This is a genomic window from Umezawaea sp. Da 62-37, from assembly GCF_032460545.1.
Lineage (GTDB): Bacteria > Actinomycetota > Actinomycetes > Mycobacteriales > Pseudonocardiaceae > Umezawaea.
In genome coordinates this window covers 4,237,245-4,263,145 of sequence record NZ_CP135965.1, presented here as the reverse complement: position 1 = coordinate 4,263,145, position 25,901 = coordinate 4,237,245, and the positions used below count along the sequence as shown (strand labels likewise).

Below are 25,901 nucleotides of genomic sequence, written 5' to 3'. Positions count from 1 at the left end.
TGGGCCGCGAGGAGGTGGTCAGAACTCAGGCGAGGCCGAGATCCTTGCGGTAGCTGGCGATTGCCGTGACGGAGGCGGGAGTGCTCTCCTCCTCCTGCTCGTGCAACTCGATGCGCACGCGGCGGCGATCCCCCTCGGTGACGAGGAGGCGCTCAAACGTCGAGTAGATGGTCTGGAGCATCTGCCCCGACCGCTTCCCGCTCGGCGCTTGCTTGTAGTACGAGAGGTCTTCGCACAGCGAGTAGGCGAACGCCCAGTCGCTGTCCTGGTAGAAGTCGGCTTGGCCCGAGCTCCTCAACGCCCTGTAGAGGCGGAGCGCGATCGGGTGCCATTCCTTGTCCGGGTGCGGAACGGTGACCGGACGCAGGGTGCCGCGGGTGACCGGCGTGGCATCGCCGCCCTTCCGCTCGCGCGGCCGGGCGAGGTTGTCCTCGCGGTCAGGTACGGGGCCTGGCATCTCGATCACCTCCTCGTGAAGTAGGGGACGCCCGCCCCGTGGGAAAGACGGGGCGGGCGTGGGTCTTGCAGGGTCAGGCGAGCAGCTTCGCCCAGTCGTCCCACCACACCTGGCCCCAGAGCGTGGTGCCGGGCATGTGGTCGCGCTGCCATCGGGCCACCGCGTCGACCGTGGGCTGGTCGTACAGGCCGTCCGCCCAGCCGGACGCGCTCGGGGCGTACCCCTTGCGCTGAAGGGCCTGCTGGATTCGCAGGACGTGCGGGCGTTCCCAGGCGTTGTAGCCGCCGTGCACCGAGGCACGGGGGTCACTGCGCAGGCCGAAGCACTCGCTCCGCGAGATCGGGAACGAGGGAGCCGTCGGGGCAGGAGCTGGTGCAGGTGCCGGGGCTGGCGCGGGGGCCGCGGTGCCCGACAGCATTGGGAGGTTCCAGGCCCGCGTGTCGAGCAGTCGCCGGTCGCTGTGCACGCTGAAGTGCGCGTGCACGAAGTGACCCGAGCTGGTCGTCCACTGGAACGGGCGGAACTGCGGACGGGTGTCCATGAGCAGTGCGCGGTGGATCGCGTACTTCAGGCGGTTCTCGCCCTGGTCGCGGCAGGCCACCTGGAGCTGGTCCGTGAAGGCGTTGAGATCGAGGCCGATCTCGGGGTGGTTGGTGATATCCAACGCGGTCACGTACGCCTGGCCGTCGATCACGACCCACGGGTTGTGATCGCTCGCAGAGCCCTGAGCGCGGTGTGCCGCGTCGCCGATCCAGCCGTCGCTGACCCTGTTCCGGCCAGGGAAGCGCTGATTGAACTGGGCTCGGAGGGTTTCCAGCGCGGGAGCGAGGAGGTAGTCAGGCAATATCAAGCCCCTTCAAGAACGTGCATCAAACTCATCGGAAGGTTGCCGGTGAGTTTGATGCGAGCGGCTATTGCGAGGCGACGGCGCGTCCTCGCGTCCTTGGTAAGGATTTGTCGTAGTCTTATGGCATGGCGACCGGCGCAAGAACGAAGAGCATGACCAGTCTTCTTTATGTTTCGATCGACTTAGGTAGTCAAGGGCCTATCCTTTATCGCGATTATTCAATGCATGTTATGAAATTATCGATGCTTTGGGCTTTTGCGGTACGCGCACAATTTCTGGGAGATCCCGAAGTTTTCGATGTAAGTTCCCACTATCGGTCTACCGAATCACTCGCGATAAGAAAAACCACCTATGCAAGCCCCTGGGTTACGGTCCTGACCTCACTCCCTGTTGCAGTGGGATCGGTCTCTGTGGCTGCTAAGCCGCTCTTGTCTGGCTTTCGGCAGCTTCTAGAGGCTGTTCGTGACTGGCAGCAGCATCGTCAACAAATGCGTCACGCAGATACCATCCATGTGCGGCAGAATGAGATTCAGGAAACTCTACTTCGCTACCTGAAATCTATCCTCGACCAAAATCATGGAACGATGGATTCGGAAATGCGTGATGCGATAGTCGCGCAACTGTTGGGTGAGGAAGGACTGGAGAGGGACGTATGGAGAATTATCGAGAATCTCGGCACTATTTTAGAGGTGGCGGACGTTGATGAAAATGATCCGCGGGCGCGCTAGATTTCGCAATCTAGGACGCGAACGCTGTGGTCAGTCATAGCAATCCAGGGTGAGCCTCTGTGCGGCGGAATTTCGCGTTCTGCCGCCTCCAGTTGGCGGCTTTAGCCGCCGCCCCTTCTTTGGAGGATTTCTGCCGGTGATGCCACCCGCAGAGCGAGGTGAGGTTGGCGTCTCGATGGTCGTCACCGGGCAGAACGTGGTCCACGTCGCTCGCCGGTTCTGCGCATCGCTCGCCGACTTGGTCGACCAGCGTGCAGCGATAACCGTCGCGCTTCAAGATGCGAGCGCGGATGCGATCCCAGTTGGCCGGGAGGCGACTACGCCGGTCAGAACCGGCCCACTGGGGCATGGCGAATACCGCCTCACGACGTGGAAAAGGGGCCTCGACGACGTATGCGGGGGAGAGGAGGACCCGCTTGCCGACCCGAGGCGTCTTAGAAGGCACAAACCCTGAGGCTTGTATTTGCCTAATCGCTTACTCTGTAGGCCCCGACAGGGGCCTAAGCCTTCAACCTTTGTTTTAGCGTTTTAGGCTTGTACTTATATATACGGTTGTTGATCTTGCTCTTAGAACCAGCCTCGTATGTAACCTGGATCACAGCCCTACAGGCAGAGGCGGCGGCGAGAAGCTAATGGAGGCTTGGGCCTTGGCGGGCCCACAGCGGCGAAGGGCTGAGGGCTTGACTCAAGGGCTGGGCCCTCCGGGGCCCGCAGGGGAAGCGACATGGAGGCTTGGAGCTAGCCTCAGGCTGGCCAGCTCGGGCGCGGTGGCGCATGACAGCGAGCCGGTCAACACCGCGGCGACGGCGACAGAAATCGCTCGATTCCGCTCGCGCCAGCTCGGCGCCGTGCGGGCCTCCGCGAGCAGGTCCCCGCAGGCAGAAGCCCACGCGGAGGCCTCGTCCCGCCGCTGTGGGCCAAAGGCCCCAGTGGCGGAGAACCGCGAGATTCTGCTCGCCGCTGGACCTGTCCTGAGTCACTGTCTATAGCCGCTGAGCTGCGGCGACACGGAGAGTGGCCTCCGCTCGTAAGCTTGCGAGCGACTCTGGAACTGTGGCGGAATCTCAGCCGCTAAGACATGGCGGTGCCCCTCTGGGCTCGCAAGGGGTCATACCCCCATCCCGTATGCCTGATTTCGGCATGGTGGATGATCGCGCGCCCGTTGCGCGGTTCCTCTTGAACGCGACCGAAGTTGGGTCGGTTGCAGTCGCAGCGCACGCGGTTCGGCCAGCGCTCGGCAGGCAGCGCGGACTTTGGCCATAGTGTGAGCCAGGTCACAGCAAGCGGGAGAGTAACGCTGTGCACGTAAGCAGGCTCTAAGTATGTGGATCTTGAAGTCACCGAAACGGTGTTATTTGCAGGCCTCTACCAGCGAAAACGTCTCAGGGCCCCTGTCGCGGCACGGGGTGGGCAGAGGTACCAGACCGGCTAGAAATCGCCTCTATGGCCATGTCGGGGGGCAGCAAGGGCTATGTCCGAATGGGTATCTTGAGAGGTGTCGATATGGGGCAAGATCAGGTCTGACCTGCGAAAAGAAGTCCGATTTGCATTCAAGTGGGTAACCTGAGTAATGTCTGTCGTGTCAGAACGAACCGCCCCGCTAGGGGGGAGCGAAGTTCCGGCGCATGGTCATTGAGAACTGAATTCGCAACTTGCACACCTGGCAGCGACTTGCTAAGGTTGCACAGCAAGCCGAAAGCAACCGTCACAACGGGAGCGGACGGAACGCGAGTAAGAGCAGCGCAGCGGGTAACCGCTGTGAAGTCGGTTGGATCACTCCGCAATGGGCGGGGGTTAGGTTGACCGGCTGACCTGCAAAGACAAGCGGTACGGCCCGAACGGTGAGGCGACAGCAATAAGGCGACAAGGCCAGACAAGAGCTACTGAGTGTGTAACTTGCGAATTCAAATCGGACCTGCTAAGGTTTGACACAGCGAAACAAGGCGGGACCGGAAACTGGTCGCTAGCAATAGCTGCCAAGTCCGGAGTAGCCCCCAAAACTTGTTCTTTGGGAACTAAATAGCGAGTAACCGGAATGCGTCATCGCATACGGGCAGCCCATTAGCACCCCCTCCGGGGTGCACGTGGAAGGGCCAGCCGATACCTCAGGGAAGTACGTGGAAGACCGTCACGTGCGGAGCTCAGACAGGAACGATGACGCAAAGATTCCCGGTCTCAAGTGTGTAACTTGAGATCAGCCTGTCGTTTCCGTCGAATCCGGACGGCATGCCTCGGAAGCGACGACAGGCGCCAGGCCGGAGGCCATCGGAATGGCGGCCTTCTTTCCGGCCAGAATGGGTAACTTGAGAGATTGGGACGGTTATGGGTACCAAGAACACCGGCGGCCCCCTGTCCGCCGCCGCAGAAGCGGAGCACATCCGCATGGTGGACAAGCTCTGGGACCTCCTGCGTGAACTGAACGTGGCGCACGACTCGGTGAACCAGTTCTACGCCTCGGACAACTCGCACCAGGCGGACACCAATGGGTGGCGTGCTCTCAAGCCGTATGCGGCGGTACAGCATGCGCTTCGGGCCTCCCTGCGGGAGTTGTGTGGTGGCAACGAGGAGCAGGCGGAGTGGCTTGCCGACCACCTGATCGACAACGGGGAAGACGTCGCCCACAACCTCGCCGAGATGCGGCAGGAATGGGCCTACCGCGAGGAGCAGGAGCGCATCTCCCGCGCTGACGACCTGCTCATCGCCTACGAGAAGGCGAGAGATGTGGAGGACAGAACTCTGGCCTCCCAGCTCTGGAGTGCCCTCATGAGCGAGCTGTCGGACTTGATCGGCGACAGCCTCGCCAGGCGGCACGAGCTTGTGAGGGAAGCGCTGGACAAGCGCTGGTTCATCTCCGACTTCCTGGACGACAAGCGCCAGGAATGGGCGGAGCTGGACGCCGCGAACTGATCGGGTGAAACAGGGGGAGACCCCTGTCCGCGGGGCTGGCATCCCCGTGCTGATGAGCCTGCCATTGCGAAAGGGCACCAATGGGCAACACCGTGAGATTCCACCGCACCTACACCCCGGCCCAGTACGAGCGCGCTGCGGAGCTGTGGGGCCGCTTGCTCGACAGCGGACGGGTCTCCCTGAAGAACGACGACTACGGGAGCTACCTGGAGAAGGTGACGGAGGAGCACCTCCTCCAGCTCATCGTGAACGACGGCGAGAAGACCTACGACTACCCGGCCGTGACCGTGACCCTGGTCAGCTACAGCGACATGGGCGGCTATGGCAGCGACATCGACGCGGCCAACGTACGTGCTCTGGATGAGACCCCTGGCGTACAGGTGAACATCGACTCGTCCAGGGATGAGGGGCAGGCGTGGACTCAGCTCGGAGAACTGCCCGGCGACCTCGACGACGAAGTGGATACGGGCCTGGAATGGCTTGAGTCCCTAGTGCAGTCCATCGAAGCGCTGAACGACTACCCGTTCATCAACGAAGACCGCTACTACGAGTACGAGTCGGAGTGCCAGGAAGCGGCCTGGGATGAGTACATCCTCAGCGACATCACGAAAGACCTCGACGACTGGGCCGGGGGCTATCACTGGGAGGACTTCGGCGTCTCGGACGACGACCTCCGGGAGATGTTCTACGAGCGTGTGGAGAACTGGAGCTTCCAGGGAGCTGGCACGGTGGTCTGCGGCAATCAGGACGAAATCGTCCTCGACATCCAGGAAGTCGTTCTGGAGGCATGGCGGGGCCCGCTGGTGGACCCGGCCCAAACCGCGCTGCCCATCGCTTCCTGATCATTCGGCGAAACCGTCCACTCGCGACGGTCCACGGGATTGGCATGCCCGTGCTGATGAGTCTGCCAAACGAGAGGAACTGTCATGGATGAGGGCGCGGAATTGGGTCGCTGCGACTGGGTTGAGCTGAAGGACGGGCGCATGGCCGCGATGTACGAACGCGACACCAGCCACGACATGTACGTGGTGATCACGGGCCTGAACGGGATGCCCCCGGACGTCTTCGAGTTCACCGACGAGGAGTCCGCACAGGCCTTCATGGCCAGAACCGAACTGGAAGCTGCGTAACTGGCGAAACCCCGTGAGGGGTCCACGGGATTGGCATGCCCGTGCTGATGAGCCTGCCGTGACGAAGGAACATTCATGAGCGAAAAGCCCAAGGGCCTCACGCTGTATTTCTACCGGAACGCCAAGGGCTGGGACTGTACGAACGGTGGGATCTCTGCGCGGTTCGACGAGTGCACCCTGATCGGCATCGTGAACCACACGAGAGCCCGAATCACGGGGCAGCCCCTCGTAGCGCAACCGCTTCCCGAGGGCAGCCGTGTCTTTGAGCCGACCGACAAGCGCCCGGCGGTCTACCTGGTGATGGGCAAGCACAGCCCAAACGACCGGTTCATCGTCCCGGCCGACCAGAAGACGTGGCAGCCGGACGGGCGCTGGTGGATGTGCGGCGGCAACTACGCGGACAGCTCTGACTCCCGCTTCGATGAACTGTTGCCCGGCGGGTTCGCGGTCCGCGTTCACGACCGGCACGAGGGCTGAGGACCAGCAATCGGCGAAACCGTCCACTCGCGACGGTCCACGGACCTGGCGTGTCCGTGCTGATGAGCCTGCCACCTAGGAGTGATTTCGATGATGACTGCAACGCGGGTTGACTTGTTCGCAATCGCGAAGGACGTGGCTGTGGAACTCGGCGACGACTGGACTGCGACGGCGGGGCACTGGGAGAACGATCGCGACGCCTACCTGATCGGCCCGGACGGCGTTCGCATGCACATGGCACACGGCCTGTGGAGGATGCCCGACCACCAGATGAGGGTCTCTGGCGACCTGGGAGAGCTGCAAAACTTCAAGCCCTACAACGCAGACACGGGCGAAATCAACGTGTCGATGAAGAAAGCCCCCAAGCAGATCGCGAACGACATCACGCGGCGACTGCTGCCCATCGCGGTCCCGACGTTCACGGGGGCGCTGGAGCGCAAGCGGGCGCACGACACGGAGGAGTTTCGCCGTGCCGCGCTGGCAGAGGAGATCCGCGCGGCCCTGGGTAGCGGGGCGACGGTGAGCAGCCGGGACGACCACGAGGTGAACCTCGGTAACTACGGCAGCCGCGTGCGGGTTGAGGTGGACCCGCGCTACGAGTCGGTGAAGTTCAAGGTCGAACTCCCGCCCGAGTTGGCAGTCCTCCTGGCGAAGGCACTCAGCGAGCTCTGATTGTCGGGTCGCCCTGCGTAGCCGGCTGGCGAAACGGGGGGCGACTCCCGTCCACGGACCTGGCGTGTCTGTGCTGATGAGCCTGCCAAACCAAGAGGAGTTGCCTGTGTCAGCTTGGCGTGCCTTCGCCGTGTTCGCGGTTGTCTGGATCGTGACGGTCGGCGCAGCGGTCGGCCTGGTCTTCGTAGCGGCCTGGCTGTCTCCCGAAACGATCCAGGGCGTCATGTGCGCCCACCAGTACGAGGCCAGCACCCCGGCCGGGCTCACCTACCGGGTGTGCATCCGGACTTCCTGACGCACGGCGAAACCTCGCGAGAGGTTCACGGGTTTGGCATGCCCGTGCTGATGAGCCTGCCAACCAAGGGGGACAGCCCATGAGTGAAGTGCAGTTCGCAAACGTCAGCAACCCGACCGCGTTCGGGGTCGAGTGGAGTGCAGGTGAGAACGGGAGTCAGTACCAGCTCGTGAACCCGCGCGGTACTGAGGGTCTGGTCTTCGGCATGAAGGTCGAGGGTGCGCGTCAGTGGTCGGTCGTTCCGGTCGTGGACCCGACCAGGTTCATGGACACCATCCCGAGAACGTTCAACGACTTTCTGAAGGTTGCCAAGGCGTACGTGGAGTAATTGGCGAAACCGTCCAACGTGGACGGTCCACGGGATTGGCATGCCCGTGCTGATGAAGCCTGCCGTGAGAAAGGGGAAATCCATGACAAGCACGCTGTTCGCCCCGACCCACCGCATAAGGATCAAAGCGGACAAGGACGCCGAGAACCCGCGCTTGAACTTCGAGCAGACCGCGAACGTGATCACGGTCGACAACCGCGAGTACATCGACATCGACGAGGACTTCGGCCCCCTGGCTGACCAGTGGTCGGAGTTGCGCTCCCGGCACAACGCCTGCGAGGCAATGCGGATCTTCGAGCGCTACGCACGGATGATCCACGGCGCGGTCGTGCTGCTCGAATACCCGTCGCCGGACGGCTCTCGTGCGATCTGGTACGCGATGCCCGAGGCGCTGAACCTGGCTTACGCACCCGAGGGGCGCGAGGCCTACGGGATGCAGATCCTGGAAGCCGAGCGAGCCGAGTACCGGACGTGGGCGCGTGGTGAAGCGGTCGGATACGTGATCGAGCACATGACCATGTGGGTCAGCCCCGACCTGGACGACATCCGGACCTCCTGGGAAGTGGTGGAGTCCTGCTGGGGGTTCTTCGACCTGGAGTTCGCCCAGGAGGAGGGACAGCGAGCGCTCGATGCGTTGACCCCGGAGTCCGTCGAGGGCGCTGCGGAAGTCGATGAAGCCGACGAAGGGACCCCTGACCCGCGCGTTGCGCAGGTCCCCGAAGAGGTGTGGATGGCAGTCGTCTCCGGACCCGGCCACCTGAAGAACGTCGTTGCGGCCACGCGCGCCACGGACCCGGACTGGGACGTGTCCACGTTGATCGGCGAGGTCGTGATGACCGTAGTCGAAACGATGCGCGCGATCGAAGCGCGCGAGCCGAGATGAGGCGAAACCCGGCAGAAGCCGGGTCCACGGGATTGGCATACCCGTGCTGAGGAGCCTGCCAAAGCGAAGGGACGAGCGGATGACCGCGACCGGTGAGCTGACCACCTACCTCGTGATCGGTCTGTGGATCGACGATGAGCCGCTGGTGGCTGGCGTGATCGTGGGCGACCACAGCATGGCGGACGTCGAGTCCGAATCGGACGGTTACCAGCGCTGGGCGACCAGCGTGCAGGCCGAAGACGCCGAGTCTGCCGAGTCGTACGCAGTTGCAGAGATGCGTGACGAGCAGGACGACGACGAAGAGGACGAGGAACCCGCCCCTTGTCGCACCGAGGACTGCGACGGCGACCCCGACGACGGCGAGGGCTGGGACGGCTACTGCGGGAACTGCGCCGACCGCTTGGACGGCGGCGAAGACGACGAGTACGACCACAGCCGCGCGAAAGAGGATGCGAGAAACGAAGTCCTGGTGTGACCGGCGAAACCGCCCCTGCGGGGGTTGGTCCACGGGCTTGGCATGCCCGTGCTGATGAAGCCTGCCAACCAGAAGGGACCACGATGCTGTATCGAGTGACGGACAAAAACGGCAAGCAGATCAACCAGGGCGACCAAGTTCAAAATTTCCGGGGTGAGTCCGCAACCTTCCTGCGGATCACCAGGGGCACGGAGTGCAACGGCACGGCCAGGGTGGAGGTCGAGTACCCCGACGGCTGGAAACAAGACCTCTACGCCCAAGTCTTCGACCTGAAGGTCCAGACGATCAGCGACTGGGTCGCCGAGCAAGACCGCAACGTGATCACGGACGCAAACGTGGACGAGATCATGGACCTGGCGGACATCGGCGCCGACTACTGGACGATCTCGTCCATCCACGCCGCGAACGTAGGCGACCACACGCCCGAGTGGGCCAGCTACACGGTCGTCGAAAAGGAGACCGGGCTGGTCTTCCACCTGAGCCGCGACGACATCCGCTTTGCCTACCTGGTCTTGGCCGACCCCGGCCAGACACTCATCCAACCGCGCACGCACAGGCCCATCCACTCGACGTGGACCGGCAGAAGCGGCGACGGCATCGAGACGGCCGACTTGGACAGCGCCTCAGGCGACGTGATTCAGCAGATCGCCTGCTTTGGGAAGTTGCTGCACTGATGCTCCCCATTCGCCAGGACCAGTGGTTTTTCAGATGACCCGGCGAAACCGTGCCAGTCGGCACGGTCCCGAGGGCTGGCATCCCTCGGCTGATGAGCCTGCCGAACGAGAGGAGAGCGGCCATGCTGAATCGGCTGCTGACCAGAGTTACCGCCCTCGCCCTGGCGACGGGCTTGGTAGTGACCGGCCTGGTGGCGCTCCCAGAACACAAGCTCCAGGAGGACGACCCCGGCTGGAATTGCCGGACGATGGGACACCGCGACTGCGGGTTCCTCGACTCCGACGACACCCGCACGGTGATCCTCGTCCACTTCGACGAGGACGGCGAACCGGTCGGCGTGAGCAAGCGCCACCTGCCCGAGACGGCGAAGCCGTGAGCGCCCCGGCGGACGTCGCCAAGGCTGCGTCCGTGCCCGAGCGGGTCGGAACCTACCGGGTGGTTGCGCATTTCGACTTCCTGGGCACAGGGGAGCGCATCGTCCTGCTGGCCAAGTCCAGCGGGATGGGCCTGGACTACGCGACCGGCGTGGTCTCAGTGTTCGAGGACGCCCCGCGCGAATGGTCTTCCTCCCGCCACTTCGACGGCCTCTCACCGAGCACCAACCTGCGCAGCGCGACGCGCAACTTCTTCGACCGCGTGACTACGCGGATAACGGCTGCTGGCTGAGACGCCTGACGAAACCCCTGCGGGGGTCCGGTGGGCTGGCATCCCACCGCTGATGAGTCGGCCACCAATCGAAGGGAGGGCCTGCGATGCCGCCGATCAGGCAGCACCAGTGGCACCCGTTATGAGGCGAAACCGCCCCCTCGCAGGGGCGGTCCGCGGGGCTGGCATCCCCGTGCTGATGAGCCTGCCGAAACGAGGGAGCGTAAACGATGAGCCAGTTGAAGGAATTCGCCGTCAAACTTTGGGACGGCGAGGACGGTACGACGGTCTACCCGCTGGCGTACGACGCGGACCAAGCCGAGCTGCTGGCCCGGTTGATCGTGGGGTCTTGGGGCCACAGCGCACGGATGGAGATCCTGGGGTGCCGACCGCTCTGCGACTACTGCGACGGGCTGGCGACTCGCGTTGAGCGGGGCACGCTGGTTCCGCTCTGCAAGAAGCACGCGAAAGCCCACTACGGCAGCGAGTGGCGCGGCGAGACCCAGCACCTCGGCGACAAGCACTTCCTCGCTCTGGACGAGGTGGCGCTGGTCGGTGCCGAGCACTGAACGAGGCGAAACCCCCACGGGGGTCCGTAGGGGGTGGCATCCCTGCGCTGATGAGCCTGCCGCGAGGAGGAGTTAGTGCAGACGATCCAGGAGCGCTTTCAGCAGTTCCACTTGGACAACCCGGACGTCTTCGAGATGCTGGAGCGTCTCGCCGTCGAGTGGTTCGAGGCGGGTAAGCGCAAGCTTGGGGTGAAGATGCTTTGGGAGACGATGCGTTGGGAGCGCAGCAAGCTCGCGGCCCCCGGCACGTTCGCCCTGAACGACGCCTACACGTCGCGGTACGCCCGCGAGTTGGTGACGCGGCACCCGGAATGGGCGCCATACATCGAGCTGCGCGAACTGCGGGCCGCCTGATGACCCAGCCGCTCAAGCCCGGCGAGGAGATCCGCATCGTATCGGCGACTGGTGGGGCGAAAGGCAAGAAGCTGGCCAGTCTAGGCAGCCTCGACCCGAAGGCCCTGCTCGTTCTGGCTGAGGCGTCCGGTTTCGGCGCCGCGAAGTACGAGCAGCACAACTACCTCCGCGGCTACGCCTGGAGCCTGTCGTTCGACGCCTGCCAACGCCACCTGCTGGCGTTCTGGGCGGGCGAGGAGCTCGACCCGGAGAGCGGCCTGCCGCACCTGGCTCATGCTGCCTGGCACTGCCTGGCGATGGTGAGTTTCCAGATCCGCAGCATCGGCACCGATGACCGGTTCGACTCGCCTCAGCGCGACGCCTGATGCAGCACAACGATTTCAGCTAACTCAGCTTGCACATGGCGCACAGTGTGTGTAACTTGAGAGGCACGGAGAAGAGGAGAACCACAGTGCAGGTTGAGAGTAGCATCGCCGGGGATCTGAGCACTCTGGCTGCGTCCCCCGAGCTCGACTGGCCCGCCTTCGAGGCGGGTGACGAGGTCGTACTGCGCGACCACCCCGACGCCCAGGTCTTCACGATCATCGCCCCGGCCGACGACCCCGTCTCGAACGGGGGCGTGCACTACTTCGCCCGGACTGAGTCCGGCGGCACAGTCTTCCTTGACCCAGCCAAGATCCAAGCCGCACCCGCCACCTACGAGCCGACCTTCGCCGTTAACGACCGCGTCCGCGTAATGACCGACGCCGTCCCGAGTAGCGCGCCGCGCGGCGCGACCGGCGTGGTGCGGGAGGTCGAGAACGGCTTCGTCTACGTGAAGCTTGACCACTCGTTCAGCGTCTTCCCGTTCAAAGTGCACGAGCTGGTCGCGCTGACGGATGTGCCCGTGTACCGCAAGGTGATCGACCGCACCGAGTTGCGCAGGTTCCCCGCAGGGACTGTCTTGGTGCACGAGACCTACGGGACGGCATACGTGAAGTCCTTCGAGGACGACTGGGTATGTCCGGGTGCCGAGGAGTACGGCCCGTACAACGGGGCCATGTCGGACCTCGCGACCACCGGTTCGCTTCTCGTCGTCCACGTCCCGTGGATGACGCAGGACTGAATGGGTAACTTGAGAGGTCGGACTGGCTCGTGAAGATCACCCCCCGCAAGGACGAGGTCGCCGCCGTCGCTCAGCTCCTGGAGAGCGACGGCTACGACTCGGCTGAAGCCCTCGCCAAAGACGTCATCAAGCGCGTCGCCGAGGTGCTGGCAGACCGCGAGTTCTATGCCTGGGTGCACCGCTTCGGCCCCGGTCAGCTCCAGATCGCTTGGGGCCCATTTACCAGCGATGCCGAGGTCGTCAAGTTCGCCAAGAAGGCGGCACTGGGCGGCGAGTCGATGTCGCTCAAGTTGTGCAGCACGGGCGCGTTCCTCACCCGACTGGACAAGAACAGGGCCGTCCCCAGCACGAAGTGCGCGGACCCGGCCTGCGGCCACCCGCACGGGGCGCACGAACACCCGAAGTTCGGCGGCCGGTGTGCGATCCGTGGCTGCGGCTGCAAGCAGGACGTGAAGTAGTCCCCATCCCCACAGGCCCAGGCCGTCCCGAGCGGCCTGGGTGCATAACCCCTGGATGTGACTTTGTGAGCAACACCAAGACGGTCCCCTTCGAATGGTGCGACATCTGCCAGAAGCGCGGGTTCGTGGACGAGCACGACGCGGAGAAGGCTCTGGGGAGGGCCCGCGCCCGTCGTGAACGTTGGGCCGACCAGAACACCCCTGGCTCTCGGCGTGGCATGAAGCGGGAGAACCGCTTCTACGAGTGCCCCGAGGGCCTGCTCCACCTGACCGAGTTGTCGCGCCGCGTGCACAACGCCCGCGCCGCGCAATGGTCGGGCGTGGCCGCGTGAGCCCGCTGCTCCAGAACGCCCTCAGGGCGGTCGAGGCCGCCGTCTGCGCCGAGAACGAGCGCGGCGGCGAAGCCCGCGGCCTGCTCCTGGAGATCGGCCGCCTGGTCGGCGTCGACATCGCCAAGGACCCCATCGGCGGCACCTGGCACCCGGAGAACATGCGGAGGGTGCTCACCGCGGTCGACGGGTTGCGTCGCCAGAACGCGCAGCTCCGCGGCTTGCCGCCGGACGGCTTCGCCCCTACGTCCGACGGCAAGAACGTCGAGTTTCGCGAGCGCGGATGGTGATTCCGCCCCAACGCCGCGTGCCGTTCCGAGTCCAGGTCGGCGACTCGCCAGGTCACACGGTCGGCTACTTCGATCTTCGAGACCTGGCAGCCAACACCGACGCCGCCCTCGTCGCGATGCTCCGCGACGTGGCCAACGAGATCGAGCGCCAGGCCGCCGAGGAGCGCGGTTGATGCACATGCACTGCTGCACGGGGTGCCGTGCGCGGATCGCGACCGAGACCGACTGCGGCCTACGCGAGTACGAGTCCATCCGGTGCGTCTGCCCGATCGACTCCGAGCCTGAGTTCGAGACCCACCCCATCATCACCGAAGGACGGTCCTTCTCCGTGTCCAACGCCTCCAGAGTCCGCAAGGTCCCTGTTCTTGCCCACGAGGCAGACATTCTGATCGTCGGATTCCCCGAGGAGCGCCGCAGCTACCCGCAGTTCCGACACCAGCAGGTTTTCGCCGCTTCCTCGCCGCTGATGGCGAGGTTGATGGGGCGCCGCTTCCGCAGGGCCTACTTCACAGACGGCGCGCAGCGCATCCGCGGCTTCGACCGGCTCCTGGAGATGCTGCACAACGGGATCGCCAAGGGCACAGGCGAGATGGCCGTACACGTGACCGCCTACGAGCGTCTGGCAGAGGCCGACAAGGGGTTCGCCGAGGAAGCCCCGAACATCGAACTGGTGCGCGGCCTGCGTCAGGCGAGGGCCTTCGAGGCGTGAAGCTCGCCTCCACCCCTGAGGACTGAACGAAGGGCGGGGCGCCCCGGTGCAGGAGCGCCCCGTTCTTTTTCTGGAATCGAATTGGAGAACCCCCTTGACCGTTCGCCGCCTCACTGTCGCTGACGTGTGCGCCGATCTCGAAATCTCTCGGTCCACCTTCTACGACTGGCGCGCGAAAGGTCGCGGGCCGAAATGCCTTCGCCTGCCAAACGGCGAGATCCGAATCCGGCTCGCCGACTACGAGAGGTGGCTGGAAGAACTGGAGGATTCAGCATGACGGACGACACGAGTTACGACGTCCAGATTTTCGCGCTCGACCCTTACGTCCACAAGGGCAAGAAGAAGGTCGTCACGTACTGGGTTGGCTGGCGAGTCGTCAAGAAGCGCTTCAAGCTCAAGTACGCGACCAAGGCGCTTGCCGAAGGCTTTCGATCCGACTTGATCGCAGCCGCCCGCAAGGGCGAGGCGTTCCGGCTGTTCGACGGACTCCCCGTGTCGATGGCCCGGAAGTCCGACGAGATGTCCTGGTACGACTTCGCCTGTGCATTCGTGGACATGAAGTGGCCACACGTCGCGGCCACGACTCGCCGGACGCACGCTGAGGCGTTGACCAGGGCCACCCCGGCAATGTTCTCCTCGACTAAGGGCAAGCCGGACGACGCGCTGATCCGCAGCGCGCTGACTCGCTGGGGGTTCAACACCACTCGGCGGGGCGAAGCCGACATACCCGAGGAGGTGCGCCGGGCCCTGAAGTGGGTCGCCGGGAATACCCTGCCCGTGAGCGCACTGCGCGATGCGCAGGTGTTGCGGCCTCTGCTCGACAGGCTCGCGGTCAAGCTCGACGGCACGGCGGCGGCCCCGAGCGTAGTTTCCCGCCAGCGCAAGATCCTCGGCACGGCGATGGAATACGCCGTGGAGCGCAAACTCCTCGACTCCAACCCCATCCCGGCCCTGAAGTGGATCGCGCCGCGGAAGACGGTCCAGGCCATCGACCAGCGTCGCGTGGCCAACCCGGCGCAGGTGCTCGACCTTCTGGGCGCCGTGCGGGCGCAACGCCGCAGCGGCCCGCGCATGGTGGCGTTCTTCGCCTGCCTCTACTACGCGGGGATGCGCCCGGAAGAGGCTGCGGGGCTGTCCAAGCACCAGCTCGCCCTCCCCAAGGAGGGCTGGGGGGAAATCCACCTGGAGGTCGCCCGCCCGCACGCGGGCAAGGAGTGGACCGATAGCGGGAAGAACCGCGACGAGCGCCAGCTCAAGCAGCGGGACGCGGGCACGATCCGCCCGGTCCCCAGCCCGCCCGAGCTGACGGCCTTGCTGCACCGTCACATGCTGGCCTACGGCACGGCTTCGGACGGCAGGCTGTTCCGCGGTGAGCGCAACGATGAGGAGCTGCCCAAGGGCACGATCCTGCGGTACTGGCGTAAGGCGCGGGAGAAGGCGCTGTCGGTCGAGTTGGCAAGGACCAGCTTGGCTGCCGTGCCCTACGACCTGCGGCATGCGGGAGTCTCGCTGTGGCTCAGCTCTGGCGTGCCGCCGAAGCAGGTCGCCGAGTGGGCGGGGCATTCGCTGGAGGTGCTGTTCCGGATCTATGCCCACGTGCTCAGCGGTTCCAGCGACGCCATTCGTGCGATGGTTGAGGCGGGACTCAAGGGAGCGCCGAACAACGCAGAGTGACGTGATCGAGGCCACTGGAAGCGGAGCCTGGTTCGCGCTTCCAGCCGGGTTTGGCGGGATTCCGTCGGAACACCATCGGGACAGACACCCGTAAACGGCCGTTTTTGGCCGGACACAGCCGGACAAGACAAAAGCCCGTTGGGCAGCATTCGTGCTGCTCAGCGGGCTTTTCGCGTTGGTGCCCCCGGCGGGAGTACCAAAGGATGGGAACAGGGCTGACCAGCGGTTTCAGAGCGGATGCTTGGTGGTGCAGGCCAGTTTCGTCATGTAGTAGTTCAGGTGACGCTCGTGTCCGGTGACGTACTGGTGCCATTTCGTCGGTACCACTGCACTACGTCGCGGATGACCGCCGCAGGCTGTAGACCAAGGCGTTCAGCTTCGGCGCCGTCGACGAGAGTGATCTCGAAGACAACGTCCACGGCTTCACCTTGCTTCTGGCGGCGGGTCCGCTGCCCGGAGTGGCTGTCGTGTTCATGCCTCGATCTGGGCATCAGCGTGTTTCAGTGCTTCGCGGTCGACTTGGTCCATGCCGCCCCACACGCCGTACCTCTCGTCATTGGCGAGTGCCGTGACGGCGCAGGTGAGGCGGACCGGGCATAGGGAACAGGTCTCTTTGCAGTCCGCCGCTGCCCTGCTTCCTGGCTCGGCATCGATCCACTCGACTTCCCGGTCTGCGTTTCGGCATGCTGCGTGCACCTGCCACTTCGATACACGCAGCACCAGGAGCATGGTCACGCGGCCGGACGAAGGGGGTTGCCGAGGAGGTAGTCGGCGAGGTGGCGGGAGGCGGTTTTGAGCTGCGCTGCTACCTCATGGCGGCTCATACCGCGCCGCGTGGCCGCGCTTGATCGGTCTCCATGGTCGAGGAGCACATCGGAGACGAGGTCGGCTTCGTGGGGTGTGATGACACCCGAGAGCATGGCTCCGGCGAGGACGAGGTCTGGGTGCCCGCTTGTTGCGCGGGTGTTGACTGCGGTGTCGGTGAGTTCGGACTGGGACATCGCTCGCCGCCTTTCACGGTTGCAGGCTTCGTGGCCACGCCGGAATGCGGCCCAGTAGAGCTGTCCGAAAATCTTCGGCGACCGGGCGTCGGTGATGTCGAGTGCCTGGAGGAAGCCTTCGAGGATTTCGGAGTCCAGGTCGTTGCGGTCACCGCAGAAGCGGGAGCCCAGTTTCCCGGCGATGGCTTTGAGGCCGGGCATCATCATGGCGGCAGCGACGGTGGTCCACGGTTCCGGCTCCGCGTGTGCCCGTCGGACCAGTTCCTGCCACACGGCGTCTTTGCTCACCCAGCTCGTCTGCCGCTTCAGCAACAGCACGCGTACCTCGTCTAGGGGCAGCACCTTAGCGGGCAGTCCGCATCCCAATGCCGCGCAGTCGAGGGTGAGTGGCTGCGGTCCGGCGGTCATCGCCAGAAACCGTCGCTCGATCATGTCCAGGTGCGAAGGGGAGAAGGGGGTCATCGGAGAGGAGCCTTTCCGGGGGACGGGGACATCTCACTGCCTAACCCGCCCATAGAGCCGTTAGATGGGAAGGATTCACCAGAACGGGTGATGTGTCGCTGTTGTCCTCGGCTCGGCGCCCTGCGTTCGTACCCTGGGCACGTGATCGATCACGACGAGATGCCGGAGACGGAGGCACTTGCTGATCCGTGGTCGGCTCTGCTTCCGGGGCAGGAGCTCGTCCCGGCCTACCTGACCTCGCGGTTCGCGGCACAGTACCGGGTGATCGTCGACGTCCTGCTGGCCGAGCAGGACACAAGCCTGACCGGGTTGTCCTATGACGAGGTGGCCGCCGGGGTTCGGGCTCGCCTCGCCGGACAGGTGCTGGCAGACGCAGTCGACCGCCTGCTCGCTCCCGAGGTCCTGCACCTCGACGCGCGGTTGGAGCGATTGGTGCAGTGGCGGGTTTTGACCCGTTGGCAGGAACCAGCCCGCTCGGGAGAGGACTTCCTGCGCCGACGTGACCGGTACCAGCTCACCCCGAGAGCAGCCGGTCTGCACGTCTTCTGGTCGTCGGTCGACGACACCGAGGAGGCTGCGGGAGATCTCACGTTGGCGCCACGTGCCATCCACGAACGGCTGGTCGCCTTCGCGGAGTCGATTCGCCAGGCGGTGTACACCGACGCGGCGACGGAGTTCCAGCAGGTCGGAGCCATGCACCTGGCGATGGCCACGGCGGCTCGCGGGTGGCAGCGCACGTTGGCACACGCGTTGTCGGGTGGCCCGGACCAAGCCAAGCAGGACTTGTTGTGGCAGACGTTGCGTTCTTACATCGGCATGTGGGGGGAGCAGGTCGATGTCCACACACCGCGGATCGCGGAGCTGGTGGTCGAGCTCGACCCGTTGTTGACCCCTGACGTGTGGCGGGCCTGCGTTCGCGCTGCGTTGGACACTGCGGACGACGAGGTGGTGGCCTCCCAGGCACGCCGCTGGGAGCACACCTGGGAGGCCCTTGGTTCCTGGTTCGGTGGTGCGGACAGCCAGGCCCGGAAGCTGCGGCGCCAGCTGCGTGACCTGGTCGCTCCATGGGCGCGCAACATGAACCTCCTGTTGGACACCGGTGGCGCGGTCACCCGCCGAGTTGAACTCCTGGCCTTGGCCGTCGCGATCGAACGCGCTCCCGACGACGAGGGCGCCTGGCGGATCTGGGACACCGCAGTCGGAGCGTTCTCCGCACGCCACCTGCTACTGGCGCCTGACTCCGCCGACGACAGCGACTTGAGCTGGATCAACGCGCCGTCCGCGCCGGTCACAGCCCGCTTCCGCGAACAAGGTGCTCGCGCCGCGGTCGGCAGGCGGGCCCAGATCCCGGACTACTCGACCGGCAAGAGTGCCGCCCGACGGGCCAGGCTCGCCGCGCAAGCCGCCCGCAGCGGCGCGGAGGCGGCGCTGCGTCAGCGTTCCGGAACGCACCTGGCCGACTGGGGCGAGATCACCGACGCCGAACTGAACCTGCTGTTGGAGTTCATCGGCGTCGTGCGGCGGACGCAATCGGAGAGTGCGGTGACCGGAGACGGTCGGTGGCGGGTCACACTGCGCCGACCACCGCAGGCGCACGACACCACGAGCCTGCGCGCCGATAGTGGCAGCATGACGACTTTGAACTGGTACTTCGGAATGGAGCCCGCGTGAACCGCGAGGCTGCTGACCGGCAACGGGCGTTCACCGCCCTACTTCGCTCGCCGGTGCTCGACCGGCGCACCCACCCCGAGACATGGCCGCTGGTGCGGGTACATCGGGCGACTTTGGGCGAGTGGTTCGCCCAACGGCTCGGCTACCGATTGGTGGTGACCGACTCCGCAGCCCGGTTGTTCCGGCTTCCTGTTGACGGTGCCGTCGTCGCGCCCCGACGGTTCAGGCCGCCGACCCGGCGGGTGCTCGTGCTGGCCATCCTGGCCGCGGCGGCGGCCGAGGACGCCGAGGACATCACCACCACCCAGGACCTGTCCGACCGGGTCCGCGTGCTCTCCACGCACGAGGACGTTGAGCTCGCACACTACGACCCCGACCGGTTCGCCGAGCGCACGCTGTTCGTCAAAGCCGTCCAACTGCTGGTTTCCGTGGGAGCGCTGCGGCCGACCGGTCATGACGCCGAGGACCAGCGCGAAGGATGGGCGCACCGCCGTGACGCGATCGGCGGCGCCTACGAAGTCCGCCGCGAGCTGCTGCTGCGCCTGGTCGACCCTGCCTCGTTACGCGCCGCTCTCACCGGAGGACACGATGGAGGACCGCCCCACGAGGCAGCGGCGCGGATCGGCTTGATGCGCAAGCTGGTCGAACTGCCTGTGGTCCTGCACGAGGACCTCACCGACGCCGAGCGGCTCTACCTGACCGGCCAGCGTCACCGGGTCCTGACCTGGTGCGTGGAGATGACCGGCTGGGTGGTCGAGCAACGCGCGGAAGGGATGGCGCTCATCGCCGCCGATGAGGCGGACACGGACCTGCCGTTCCCGAAGCTGCGCGCCGCCGACTTCGCAGCCTTGATGGTGCTCGACGAGCTGGTGCGGACCTACGGTGCGGGTTCGGTCATCTCAGCCGATGAGCTGGGTTCAGCAGCCAACGAGGTCCGGGAACGGCACTCCAAGGCGATGACCAATGACTTGCGCGTGGGCAACGCCGTGGAATCCACGGCTCGGGATCTGCTGGGGGCGCTGGACCTGTTGCGTCCGACCGGAGCACCGGACAAATGGCGGTTGACCGCTGCGGCGGCCCGCTACCGTGACCCGCGAGTGGTGGCCGTGAACGCGAGGCTTGACGAGGAGGGTGAAGGTTGACCCGACCGGGACCTGACCGCGAGCGGTGGCTGGCGGCAGCGATGACAGGTGGTCTCCCGGAGCCGGGTCTCCACCGCTGGCAGCCCATGCGCGTGGGCATCGTCAACCTGTGGGAGTACGACCAGGCGGAGTTCTGGTTCGCCGACGGCCGTCTGGTGCTGCGCGGCGGCAACGGGGCGGGCAAGACGAAGGTGCTCGAACTGACGACCTTGATGCTGCTGCGAGGGGAGATCGGTGCGTCCGTGCTCGATCCGTTCGGATCCCAGCACCGCACGATGCGCTTCAACCTGTTGCCCACGGGTGAGGATGATGACCCCCGCCCGCTTTCGGAAGCCGGTCTGGGTTACGCCTGGGCCGAGTTCGGCAGGCTCGACGACGACGGCACGGCGCGGTTCTTCGTCTGCGGTCTCGGTGTGAGCGCCCGTCGCGGCAGCGGCACTTCCGCGGTGACCACGTGGCACCTGATCACCCACTTGCGTCCGGGACGCGATCTGAAGTTGTCCACGGCCGACCGGCCGCTCGACCAGAAAGAGCTCAAGAAGGTCCCTGGCGTCACGGTGCCCGACAGCGCCGTGCGATACCGCGCCAGGCTGGCCTCCGAACTATTCGGACTGGGCTCCGACGCTTACGACAACCTGACCGAGCTGCTCAAACAACTGCGCAAGCCCAAGCTGGGAGAACGTCTCAACCCCGCCAGCCTGGCCGAGACCCTGCGTGCGGCCCTGCCACCGCTCGCGAGCGCGGAGATCACTCAGCTCGCCGACGGGTGGGACAACCTGGAGAAGCTGCGAACGGCCGTGGAGCAAACCCGCAGCGCGGCCGTGCGGCTGGCGGGGTTCGTGCGCACCGGTTGGACCCCCTGGGCGCGCACGGCAGTGCGCCACCGCGCCGATGCGCTGACCGCGGCAACCACTGAGCTGGACCGCACCACCAAAGACCGCCGAGCTGCGGAAACCGCGTTGACCACCGCCCGCGGTGAAGCCGGCGAGCTGGATAAGGAAATCAGCCGGGCGCGGATACACCGGGTCGACCTCAGCACGGAGCTGCGCGAGTTGCTGGACAGCCAGGCATTCCAGGATGCCTTGAGCGCGGCGAGCCGCGTCGAAGGGCTTCGCGAACAGCTCGGCGCCCTGACCGAGCAACTCGTGGGAGTCGAAGAACGCCACTCAGAGGCGGCTGAGGACGTGGCGAAAGTCGCCGAGTCGGAGGTAAGCACCGCCTCCGCCGCTGAGCAGGCCGAATCGGATGTGGTTCGGGCGGCCGAACGTGTCCAGGTCGCCGGACGCCCCGCCGGGCTGCACCAGTCGGCTACTCGGCACCTGCCCGCTCGTGACGTGCCCGCGTTGCGCGCCGACCTCTCGGTCCGCCGGGAGCGCTTCACCCGCTTGCAGCGGCAGCGTGCGGAGTTCGACCGGGTCGAGTCGAAAGCGGCACGTTCGGCCGACCTGCTGGCCGACCGGGAGTCAGACCTGAACGAGGCCGCCGAACAGCGGGAACTGGCGCGGGATGGCGTCGAGACCGCAGTGGACACCTTGCGCAGGCAGCTCAGGGAGTGGAACACGAGCGTCGTCCTCGCCAAGGCCGACGAGCGAACCGTCGAGTACTGGTGTGACCTGGTGGCCGAGCTGACCGCCGCGGACCCGTCGGGCGCTCCGGCCGAACAGCGCGGTATTTCCCCCGCGGCGGCGGTCGCCCGGCATGTCGAGGGGGTTCGCGACACGCTGAGATCGCGGCGCGCGGAACTGCTCCACGAGCACGGTGCGCTCGTGGTGGAACACGAGCAGGTCACAGCGGAACTGGCTGGGGTGCTCGACTGGACGGAGCGCCCGCCAACCCCTCCCGACTCATGGCGCCGTCGCGATCGGCCGGAGCCCGACAGCGGGCTGGGTGCGCCGTTCTGGCGGTGTGTGCAGCCCGTCGACGAGTTGTCGACGAACGAGGTCGACCTGCTGGAGGCGACTTTGGCCGCCGCGGGCGTGCTCGACGCCTGGCTGAGCGCCGACGGCGAGCTGATCGCCGTGAAAAGCGGGCAACAAGCGGACACGGTGGTGCGCGCGGGGGAAACTCGAGTTGACGCGAACCTGACGCAAGTCTTGGAACCCACCCCGGCCGGCGGTGTCACGCAGACCGCCATCCATGCCGTGCTCACCTCGATCGGCTGGCACGACTCCCGCCCCGGCGGTAGTGCGGCTGAAACCTGGTTGGCGGCGGACGGCACGTGGCAGTGCACCGCCCTGTACGGACGCGCCGAGGTCGCCCGACCCGCCTCCTTCTTGGGGGCCACCGCCCGCGAGTCCGCAAGGCAGCGGGAGATCGGCCGGCTGCGAACCCGACTTGCAGCGCTAGGGGAATCGACCAGCGCGATCGAAGCCAAGCTCGGGGAACTCGACAACGACCTGCGCCGCCTCGCCGAGGAGTCGGGGAGGCGGCCAGGAGAGCGCGTGGTCACCGACGCCGTGACCACCTTGCGGGAGAGGGAACGACAGGCAGCCGACAGCGAACGCAAGGCGGCCTCGGCCAGGAACACCCACCGCGCGAACGAATCCGCCAGGGACACCGCCTGGGCTGACTTCTCCACGTATGCGGGCGAGTACGCCTTCCCGCTGGACGATCTGGCACTCCACGACGTGGCTTTGCGCGACTACCACCAGGCCGTGGACGAAATGGCCCGCCGAAAAGAACTGCTCGACCTGCGCACAGCGACCCTCACCCGCGTGCGAAACGACCTGGCCGGCGCTCAGCGCAGGCTCGCCGGCGTCGATGCCGAACTGCTCGACCTGCGTGGGCGGAAGCGGAAGGCGGAGGTCCGCCTGCGCACCGCGGAAGAGGCACTCACCAGCGATGTCCACGCGCAGTTGGACCGCCGCGCCGAGCTCGATCGTCTAGTGGCGCAGGTCGACCGCGAACTTGACGAACTCGGGACAAGGCGTGCGGGCGCGCTGGTCACGGTCACTCGGGCCGAAGAAACCCTCGACCGGCACGAGGAACGCCGGCAAAACGCGGAACGCAAGCGGGATGCCGCGCTCTCGGTGTGGTGGGAGGTGTACGACGCCGGCCTCGCGCAGCCCCTCGGGCTGGAGGAACCGGAACGCCGAAGTGTGGAGTCCGCGCGCGAGTCGACCCGCGCCGCACGCCGGGAATTGCCGGACCCAGGGGACGAGGACCGCGCCTGGCGGCTCTGCTACAGCAAGCTCGAAGCACTGCGACAGGACTTGCTGCCCGATCGCGATGCCCGCGTGCTGGAGCCAGAGCAGGACTGTGCGATCCAGCGCGTCGTCGTCCTGGCCGACAGCTCCGCCGGCTGGCAGGCGCCCCCGACCGCTGCGGACCTGCTCGCCGACCAGGTACGCGCGCAGGAGAACGCGTTCGACTCCGAACAGCAACGAGTGTTGACCACCCTGCTCGGCTCGACGTTCATCGAGCACCTCAAGGACCGGCTGGACTACACCGCCCGGACCTTCACCGACATCAACAAGCAGTTGGCCGGTCACCCGACCCGGCATGGCAACGCTGTGCAGCTGAAGTGGGAACCCGACCCCACCGACCCGGACACGGGCACCGTGGTGGATGCGCTGACCCAGGGCTACCAGCAACTCTCCTCCGCACGCCAGGTGACCGTGCGCTCCTTCCTCGCGCGCAAGATCGACACCGCCAGGGCGGACGCAGCGGCAGGGGGCTCCGCCGACTGGCGGGAGCAACTTTCCACCGCGCTGGACTACCGCGGCTGGCTGAAGATATCGCTGCAATACCGTCCCGGTTCGACCAGCCGCTGGGCACCGTTCGACGCCGCCAAGCACGGCGCCAAATCCGGTGGCGAGAAGGTCGTGCTGCTGTCCCAGCCTCTGTTCGCCGCCGCGGTGGTCGCCTACAACGCGGCTGGCAGGCATGCCCCGCGTTGCGTGTGGCTAGACGAGGCGATGACCGGCGTGGACGACGAGATCAAAGCGTCGTTCATGGGCCTGACGGTGAGCTTCGACCTGGACGTGATGCTGACCGCCCACGACGAGTGGTGCAAGTACCCGACCGTACCGGCGGTGGCCGTATACGACCTGGCCAGGCACAAAGGGCTGCCCGGAGTCGACGCCGTTCCGTATCTGTGGTGCGGCGGCGAGTGGACCGCGGTCGCACTGCCGTTATCCGACGTGCGCGCGGACGAGGCGCTGCTGGCGGCGGATGGCCTGTTCGCCGAGGCGGACGCTGAGTGACGACCGCGATTCCGCCCGGCATCGAGGATTGGGCACGCCTCCCAGGTCCCGCGGCCGTGCTCGCCGCCGTCCACACCCGGGCACGGCGCGGGCACCGCACCGAAACGGGAACGCTCACCGGTCTCGCACTGACCGCGGAGCAGCGTCGGGAAGTCGCGCTGCTGCTCGGCACCCGGTGGGCACTGGCCGGTAAACCCGTCCGCCTCCAAGACCTCGCGGCGAAGCTGGCCGAACACCACCTGAGCGTGCGCGGCTTGGTCGAGGGGTTGCACGGCGAACAGATCGAGCCCGACAAGGCTCACCGCAGCCGAGCCCAAGCCGAGGCGGCCGCTGAGCGCGACCGCGCCGCCACGCACCTGATCGAATCGGGCGTGGTCGCGCACGTGGTGCAACGGTGGCTGGCCGACACCGGCTTGCCTCGGCCGGGCTCTGGTGAGCTCCAGCCCCTGGCCGAACAGGTGGCGACCTTCGTCACCCGACTTCGCTTCACGAACAGCGGGACAAGGCTCGCCCAACTCGCCGCGGACACCCAGCATGACGCCCATGCGCTCGATGCGGACCGGCCACTGGGGCGCGGAGTGGCCCGTCTCCTGGCGATCGAGCACGACCTGCCCCGGCCACAACGAGCCGGTCGAGCATGGCGCGCGGCGTGGGCCGCCGCGGGGGTGATGTGCGACGGCGTGTCCTCCCGCGTGCTGGCGTTGAACCTCCCACTGACCGGTGAATCCCCGGCCGCGAGGCTGTGCGCCGCCGCCCCCGGCGAGCCTGTCTGGCTGACACTTCGTTCACTCACGGGCACCTGGACCGCTTCCGCGAGCGATGTCTTCGTGTGCGAGAACCCCACCATCGCCGAAGCCGCTGCCGATGCGCTCGGCCCCACCTGCCCACCACTGGTGTGCACCGACGGGATCGCCTCCGGTGCCGCCCTCGACCTCCTCGCCGGGCTTGCCGCCGCAGGCTGCACGATCCACGCGCGAGCGGACTTCGACCCGGCCGGGTTCACCATCGCCGACCAAGTGCTCTCCGTGGCATCGGGCGCGCTGTCGTGGCGTTTCAATGCGCGAACCTATGCCGAGGAGTGCGGCCTGAATCGTCACCCCGACGCCCCCGACGCCCCCGACGCCCCCGACGACCTTGCGGCCGCCGTCGCCGGGGTACGGGTCGTCTACGACCGTGCGCGTTCTCCGGTGCACGAGGAACGACTGCTCGCCCTGCTGCTGTCAGACCTCGCGGCCGGAGCAGGCATCCCCACCCAGACCCCCATGACCAGCGATGCGCCCCCTGACCTGGGTGGATACCGCTCTCTGCATGTGCGGAGTCGTGATACGCAATGATGCTCTTGCGACGCACCGGCTGATGCAGGCCGTGCGCCGCCTGGTCGGACGGCGCGCACGGGCTCGTGCTGGCGTTCCG

General features: G+C 66.1%; 34 protein-coding genes and 7 other RNA genes. 36 read left to right on the top strand and 5 right to left on the bottom strand.

The window, feature by feature from the left end; genetic code table 11:
- Window positions 1-25: 25 nt before the first annotated feature.
- Together RM788_RS19065 and RM788_RS19060 are read right to left on the bottom strand one after the other, a co-directional pair.
- Window positions 26-457: a phage terminase small subunit gene (locus tag RM788_RS19065; RefSeq protein WP_315933037.1), complete on the bottom strand. Its 432-nt coding sequence runs from the start codon at window positions 455-457 to the stop codon at window positions 26-28.
- Window positions 458-530: 73 nt separating this feature from the next.
- Complete coding sequence (locus tag RM788_RS19060) at window positions 531-1,151, bottom strand: peptidoglycan-binding domain-containing protein (RefSeq protein WP_315933036.1); 621 nt, start codon at window positions 1,149-1,151, stop codon at window positions 531-533.
- A 278-nt stretch (window positions 1,152-1,429) separates the two neighbouring features.
- On the opposite strand from RM788_RS19060, the gene RM788_RS19055 reads away from it, so the two are divergent.
- The 32 genes from RM788_RS19055 to RM788_RS18900 all read left to right on the top strand — a co-directional run bounded on the left by RM788_RS19055 (window position 1,430) and on the right by RM788_RS18900 (window position 16,007).
- Entirely contained in the window at window positions 1,430-2,032 is a 603-nt protein-coding gene (locus RM788_RS19055; RefSeq protein ID WP_315933035.1) for a hypothetical protein, read from the top strand.
- Between the two features lie 139 nt (window positions 2,033-2,171).
- On the top strand, window positions 2,172-2,486 hold the full coding sequence (locus tag RM788_RS19050) for a hypothetical protein (RefSeq protein ID WP_315933034.1): 315 nt from the start codon (window positions 2,172-2,174) through the stop codon (window positions 2,484-2,486).
- Between the two features lie 1,868 nt (window positions 2,487-4,354).
- Entirely contained in the window at window positions 4,355-4,939 is a 585-nt protein-coding gene (locus tag RM788_RS19045) for a hypothetical protein (protein WP_315933033.1), read from the top strand.
- Between the two features lie 80 nt (window positions 4,940-5,019).
- Window positions 5,020-5,781, top strand: coding sequence for a hypothetical protein (locus RM788_RS19040; RefSeq protein ID WP_315933032.1), 762 nt, complete (start codon window positions 5,020-5,022; stop codon window positions 5,779-5,781).
- 5 nt (window positions 5,782-5,786) lie between these two features.
- Window positions 5,787-5,852, top strand: an RNA gene (locus RM788_RS19035) — hammerhead ribozyme type II.
- Window positions 5,853-5,865: 13 nt separating this feature from the next.
- Window positions 5,866-6,069 carry a hypothetical protein gene (locus tag RM788_RS19030; RefSeq protein ID WP_315933031.1) on the top strand — a complete coding sequence of 68 codons (204 nt, stop codon included), beginning with the start codon at window positions 5,866-5,868 and terminating at the stop codon, window positions 6,067-6,069.
- Between the two features lie 75 nt (window positions 6,070-6,144).
- On the top strand, window positions 6,145-6,546 hold the full coding sequence (locus RM788_RS19025; protein ID WP_315933030.1) for a DUF8317 domain-containing protein: 402 nt from the start codon (window positions 6,145-6,147) through the stop codon (window positions 6,544-6,546).
- Window positions 6,547-6,557: 11 nt separating this feature from the next.
- Window positions 6,558-6,623: hammerhead ribozyme type II (locus tag RM788_RS19020), an RNA gene on the top strand.
- A gap of 13 nt (window positions 6,624-6,636) precedes the next feature.
- A complete protein-coding gene (locus RM788_RS19015) occupies window positions 6,637-7,218 on the top strand; it encodes a hypothetical protein (protein WP_315933029.1) in 582 nt (193 codons plus the stop codon).
- Between the two features lie 64 nt (window positions 7,219-7,282).
- The gene (locus RM788_RS19010; RefSeq protein ID WP_315933028.1) at window positions 7,283-7,513 is read left to right on the top strand and encodes a hypothetical protein; all 231 of its coding nucleotides are present in this window, start codon (window positions 7,283-7,285) and stop codon (window positions 7,511-7,513) included.
- Window positions 7,514-7,592: 79 nt separating this feature from the next.
- Window positions 7,593-7,841, top strand: a complete 249-nt coding sequence (locus RM788_RS19005; protein WP_315933027.1) for a hypothetical protein — start codon at window positions 7,593-7,595, stop codon at window positions 7,839-7,841.
- Between the two features lies 1 nt (window position 7,842).
- Window positions 7,843-7,909: hammerhead ribozyme type II (locus tag RM788_RS19000), an RNA gene on the top strand.
- Window positions 7,910-7,995: 86 nt separating this feature from the next.
- Window positions 7,996-8,724, top strand: coding sequence for a hypothetical protein (locus RM788_RS18995; protein ID WP_315933026.1), 729 nt, complete (start codon window positions 7,996-7,998; stop codon window positions 8,722-8,724).
- An RNA gene (locus RM788_RS18990) (hammerhead ribozyme type II) lies at window positions 8,724-8,788 on the top strand. Before RM788_RS18995 ends, RM788_RS18990 begins: the two co-directional genes overlap by 1 nt.
- Window positions 8,789-8,803: 15 nt before the next feature.
- Window positions 8,804-9,199: a hypothetical protein gene (locus tag RM788_RS18985; RefSeq protein ID WP_315933025.1), complete on the top strand. Its 396-nt coding sequence runs from the start codon at window positions 8,804-8,806 to the stop codon at window positions 9,197-9,199.
- A 95-nt stretch (window positions 9,200-9,294) separates the two neighbouring features.
- Window positions 9,295-9,873, top strand: a complete 579-nt coding sequence (locus tag RM788_RS18980; protein ID WP_315933024.1) for a hypothetical protein — start codon at window positions 9,295-9,297, stop codon at window positions 9,871-9,873.
- 40 nt (window positions 9,874-9,913) lie between these two features.
- Window positions 9,914-9,980: hammerhead ribozyme type II (locus tag RM788_RS18975), an RNA gene on the top strand.
- Window positions 9,981-9,995: 15 nt separating this feature from the next.
- Window positions 9,996-10,250 (top strand): hypothetical protein, encoded by a 255-nt coding sequence (locus RM788_RS18970; RefSeq protein WP_315933023.1) that lies wholly within the window; start codon window positions 9,996-9,998, stop codon window positions 10,248-10,250.
- Complete coding sequence (locus tag RM788_RS18965; protein WP_315933022.1) at window positions 10,247-10,540, top strand: hypothetical protein; 294 nt, start codon at window positions 10,247-10,249, stop codon at window positions 10,538-10,540. Before RM788_RS18970 ends, RM788_RS18965 begins: the two co-directional genes overlap by 4 nt.
- A 124-nt stretch (window positions 10,541-10,664) precedes the next feature.
- Window positions 10,665-10,733: hammerhead ribozyme type II (locus RM788_RS18960), an RNA gene on the top strand.
- A 16-nt stretch (window positions 10,734-10,749) separates the two neighbouring features.
- Window positions 10,750-11,088, top strand: coding sequence for a hypothetical protein (locus RM788_RS18955; protein WP_315933021.1), 339 nt, complete (start codon window positions 10,750-10,752; stop codon window positions 11,086-11,088).
- A gap of 3 nt (window positions 11,089-11,091) precedes the next feature.
- Window positions 11,092-11,153: hammerhead ribozyme type II (locus tag RM788_RS18950), an RNA gene on the top strand.
- A gap of 10 nt (window positions 11,154-11,163) precedes the next feature.
- Window positions 11,164-11,442, top strand: coding sequence for a hypothetical protein (locus tag RM788_RS18945; RefSeq protein WP_315933020.1), 279 nt, complete (start codon window positions 11,164-11,166; stop codon window positions 11,440-11,442).
- Window positions 11,442-11,807, top strand: coding sequence for a dATP/dGTP diphosphohydrolase domain-containing protein (locus RM788_RS18940; RefSeq protein WP_315933019.1), 366 nt, complete (start codon window positions 11,442-11,444; stop codon window positions 11,805-11,807). The genes RM788_RS18945 and RM788_RS18940 overlap by 1 nt, the downstream gene beginning before the upstream one ends.
- Window positions 11,808-11,863: 56 nt before the next feature.
- The gene (locus RM788_RS18935) at window positions 11,864-12,547 is read left to right on the top strand and encodes a hypothetical protein (RefSeq protein WP_315933018.1); all 684 of its coding nucleotides are present in this window, start codon (window positions 11,864-11,866) and stop codon (window positions 12,545-12,547) included.
- Between the two features lie 29 nt (window positions 12,548-12,576).
- Entirely contained in the window at window positions 12,577-13,005 is a 429-nt protein-coding gene (locus RM788_RS18930) for a hypothetical protein (protein ID WP_315933017.1), read from the top strand.
- 65 nt (window positions 13,006-13,070) lie between these two features.
- Window positions 13,071-13,337: a hypothetical protein gene (locus RM788_RS18925; protein ID WP_315933016.1), complete on the top strand. Its 267-nt coding sequence runs from the start codon at window positions 13,071-13,073 to the stop codon at window positions 13,335-13,337.
- Window positions 13,334-13,624 carry a hypothetical protein gene (locus RM788_RS18920; protein ID WP_315933015.1) on the top strand — a complete coding sequence of 97 codons (291 nt, stop codon included), beginning with the start codon at window positions 13,334-13,336 and terminating at the stop codon, window positions 13,622-13,624. Before RM788_RS18925 ends, RM788_RS18920 begins: the two co-directional genes overlap by 4 nt.
- Window positions 13,618-13,797 carry a hypothetical protein gene (locus RM788_RS18915; protein WP_315933014.1) on the top strand — a complete coding sequence of 60 codons (180 nt, stop codon included), beginning with the start codon at window positions 13,618-13,620 and terminating at the stop codon, window positions 13,795-13,797. The genes RM788_RS18920 and RM788_RS18915 overlap by 7 nt, the downstream gene beginning before the upstream one ends.
- The gene (locus RM788_RS18910; protein WP_315933013.1) at window positions 13,794-14,333 is read left to right on the top strand and encodes a hypothetical protein; all 540 of its coding nucleotides are present in this window, start codon (window positions 13,794-13,796) and stop codon (window positions 14,331-14,333) included. The genes RM788_RS18915 and RM788_RS18910 overlap by 4 nt, the downstream gene beginning before the upstream one ends.
- A gap of 94 nt (window positions 14,334-14,427) precedes the next feature.
- The gene (locus RM788_RS18905) at window positions 14,428-14,610 is read left to right on the top strand and encodes a helix-turn-helix transcriptional regulator (RefSeq protein ID WP_315933012.1); all 183 of its coding nucleotides are present in this window, start codon (window positions 14,428-14,430) and stop codon (window positions 14,608-14,610) included.
- The gene (locus RM788_RS18900) at window positions 14,607-16,007 is read left to right on the top strand and encodes a tyrosine-type recombinase/integrase (protein ID WP_315933011.1); all 1,401 of its coding nucleotides are present in this window, start codon (window positions 14,607-14,609) and stop codon (window positions 16,005-16,007) included. Before RM788_RS18905 ends, RM788_RS18900 begins: the two co-directional genes overlap by 4 nt.
- 275 nt (window positions 16,008-16,282) lie before the next feature.
- Here the strand turns inward: RM788_RS18900 and RM788_RS18895 are convergent, their stop codons facing one another.
- From RM788_RS18895 to RM788_RS18885, 3 genes are read right to left on the bottom strand one after another with little or no spacing between them, the layout of a single operon-like run.
- Entirely contained in the window at window positions 16,283-16,426 is a 144-nt protein-coding gene (locus RM788_RS18895) for a hypothetical protein (RefSeq protein ID WP_315933010.1), read from the bottom strand.
- Window positions 16,427-16,478: 52 nt separating this feature from the next.
- Window positions 16,479-16,736, bottom strand: coding sequence for a WhiB family transcriptional regulator (locus tag RM788_RS18890; protein ID WP_315934682.1), 258 nt, complete (start codon window positions 16,734-16,736; stop codon window positions 16,479-16,481).
- 2 nt (window positions 16,737-16,738) lie between these two features.
- Complete coding sequence (locus tag RM788_RS18885) at window positions 16,739-17,470, bottom strand: hypothetical protein (RefSeq protein ID WP_315933009.1); 732 nt, start codon at window positions 17,468-17,470, stop codon at window positions 16,739-16,741.
- 141 nt (window positions 17,471-17,611) lie between these two features.
- Here RM788_RS18885 and RM788_RS18880 point away from each other — a divergent pair, with 141 nt between their 5' ends.
- The 4 genes from RM788_RS18880 to RM788_RS18865 are packed head-to-tail and all read left to right on the top strand — an operon-like array spanning window position 17,612 to window position 25,822.
- Entirely contained in the window at window positions 17,612-19,141 is a 1,530-nt protein-coding gene (locus RM788_RS18880; RefSeq protein ID WP_315933008.1) for a DUF2397 domain-containing protein, read from the top strand.
- Window positions 19,138-20,283 (top strand): DUF2398 family protein, encoded by a 1,146-nt coding sequence (locus RM788_RS18875; protein ID WP_315933007.1) that lies wholly within the window; start codon window positions 19,138-19,140, stop codon window positions 20,281-20,283. The genes RM788_RS18880 and RM788_RS18875 overlap by 4 nt, the downstream gene beginning before the upstream one ends.
- Before the next feature lie 41 nt (window positions 20,284-20,324).
- Complete coding sequence (locus RM788_RS18870) at window positions 20,325-24,488, top strand: TIGR02680 family protein (protein ID WP_315934681.1); 4,164 nt, start codon at window positions 20,325-20,327, stop codon at window positions 24,486-24,488.
- Window positions 24,485-25,822, top strand: coding sequence for a DUF2399 domain-containing protein (locus RM788_RS18865; protein ID WP_315933006.1), 1,338 nt, complete (start codon window positions 24,485-24,487; stop codon window positions 25,820-25,822). The genes RM788_RS18870 and RM788_RS18865 overlap by 4 nt, the downstream gene beginning before the upstream one ends.
- Window positions 25,823-25,901: the final 79 nt, after the last annotated feature.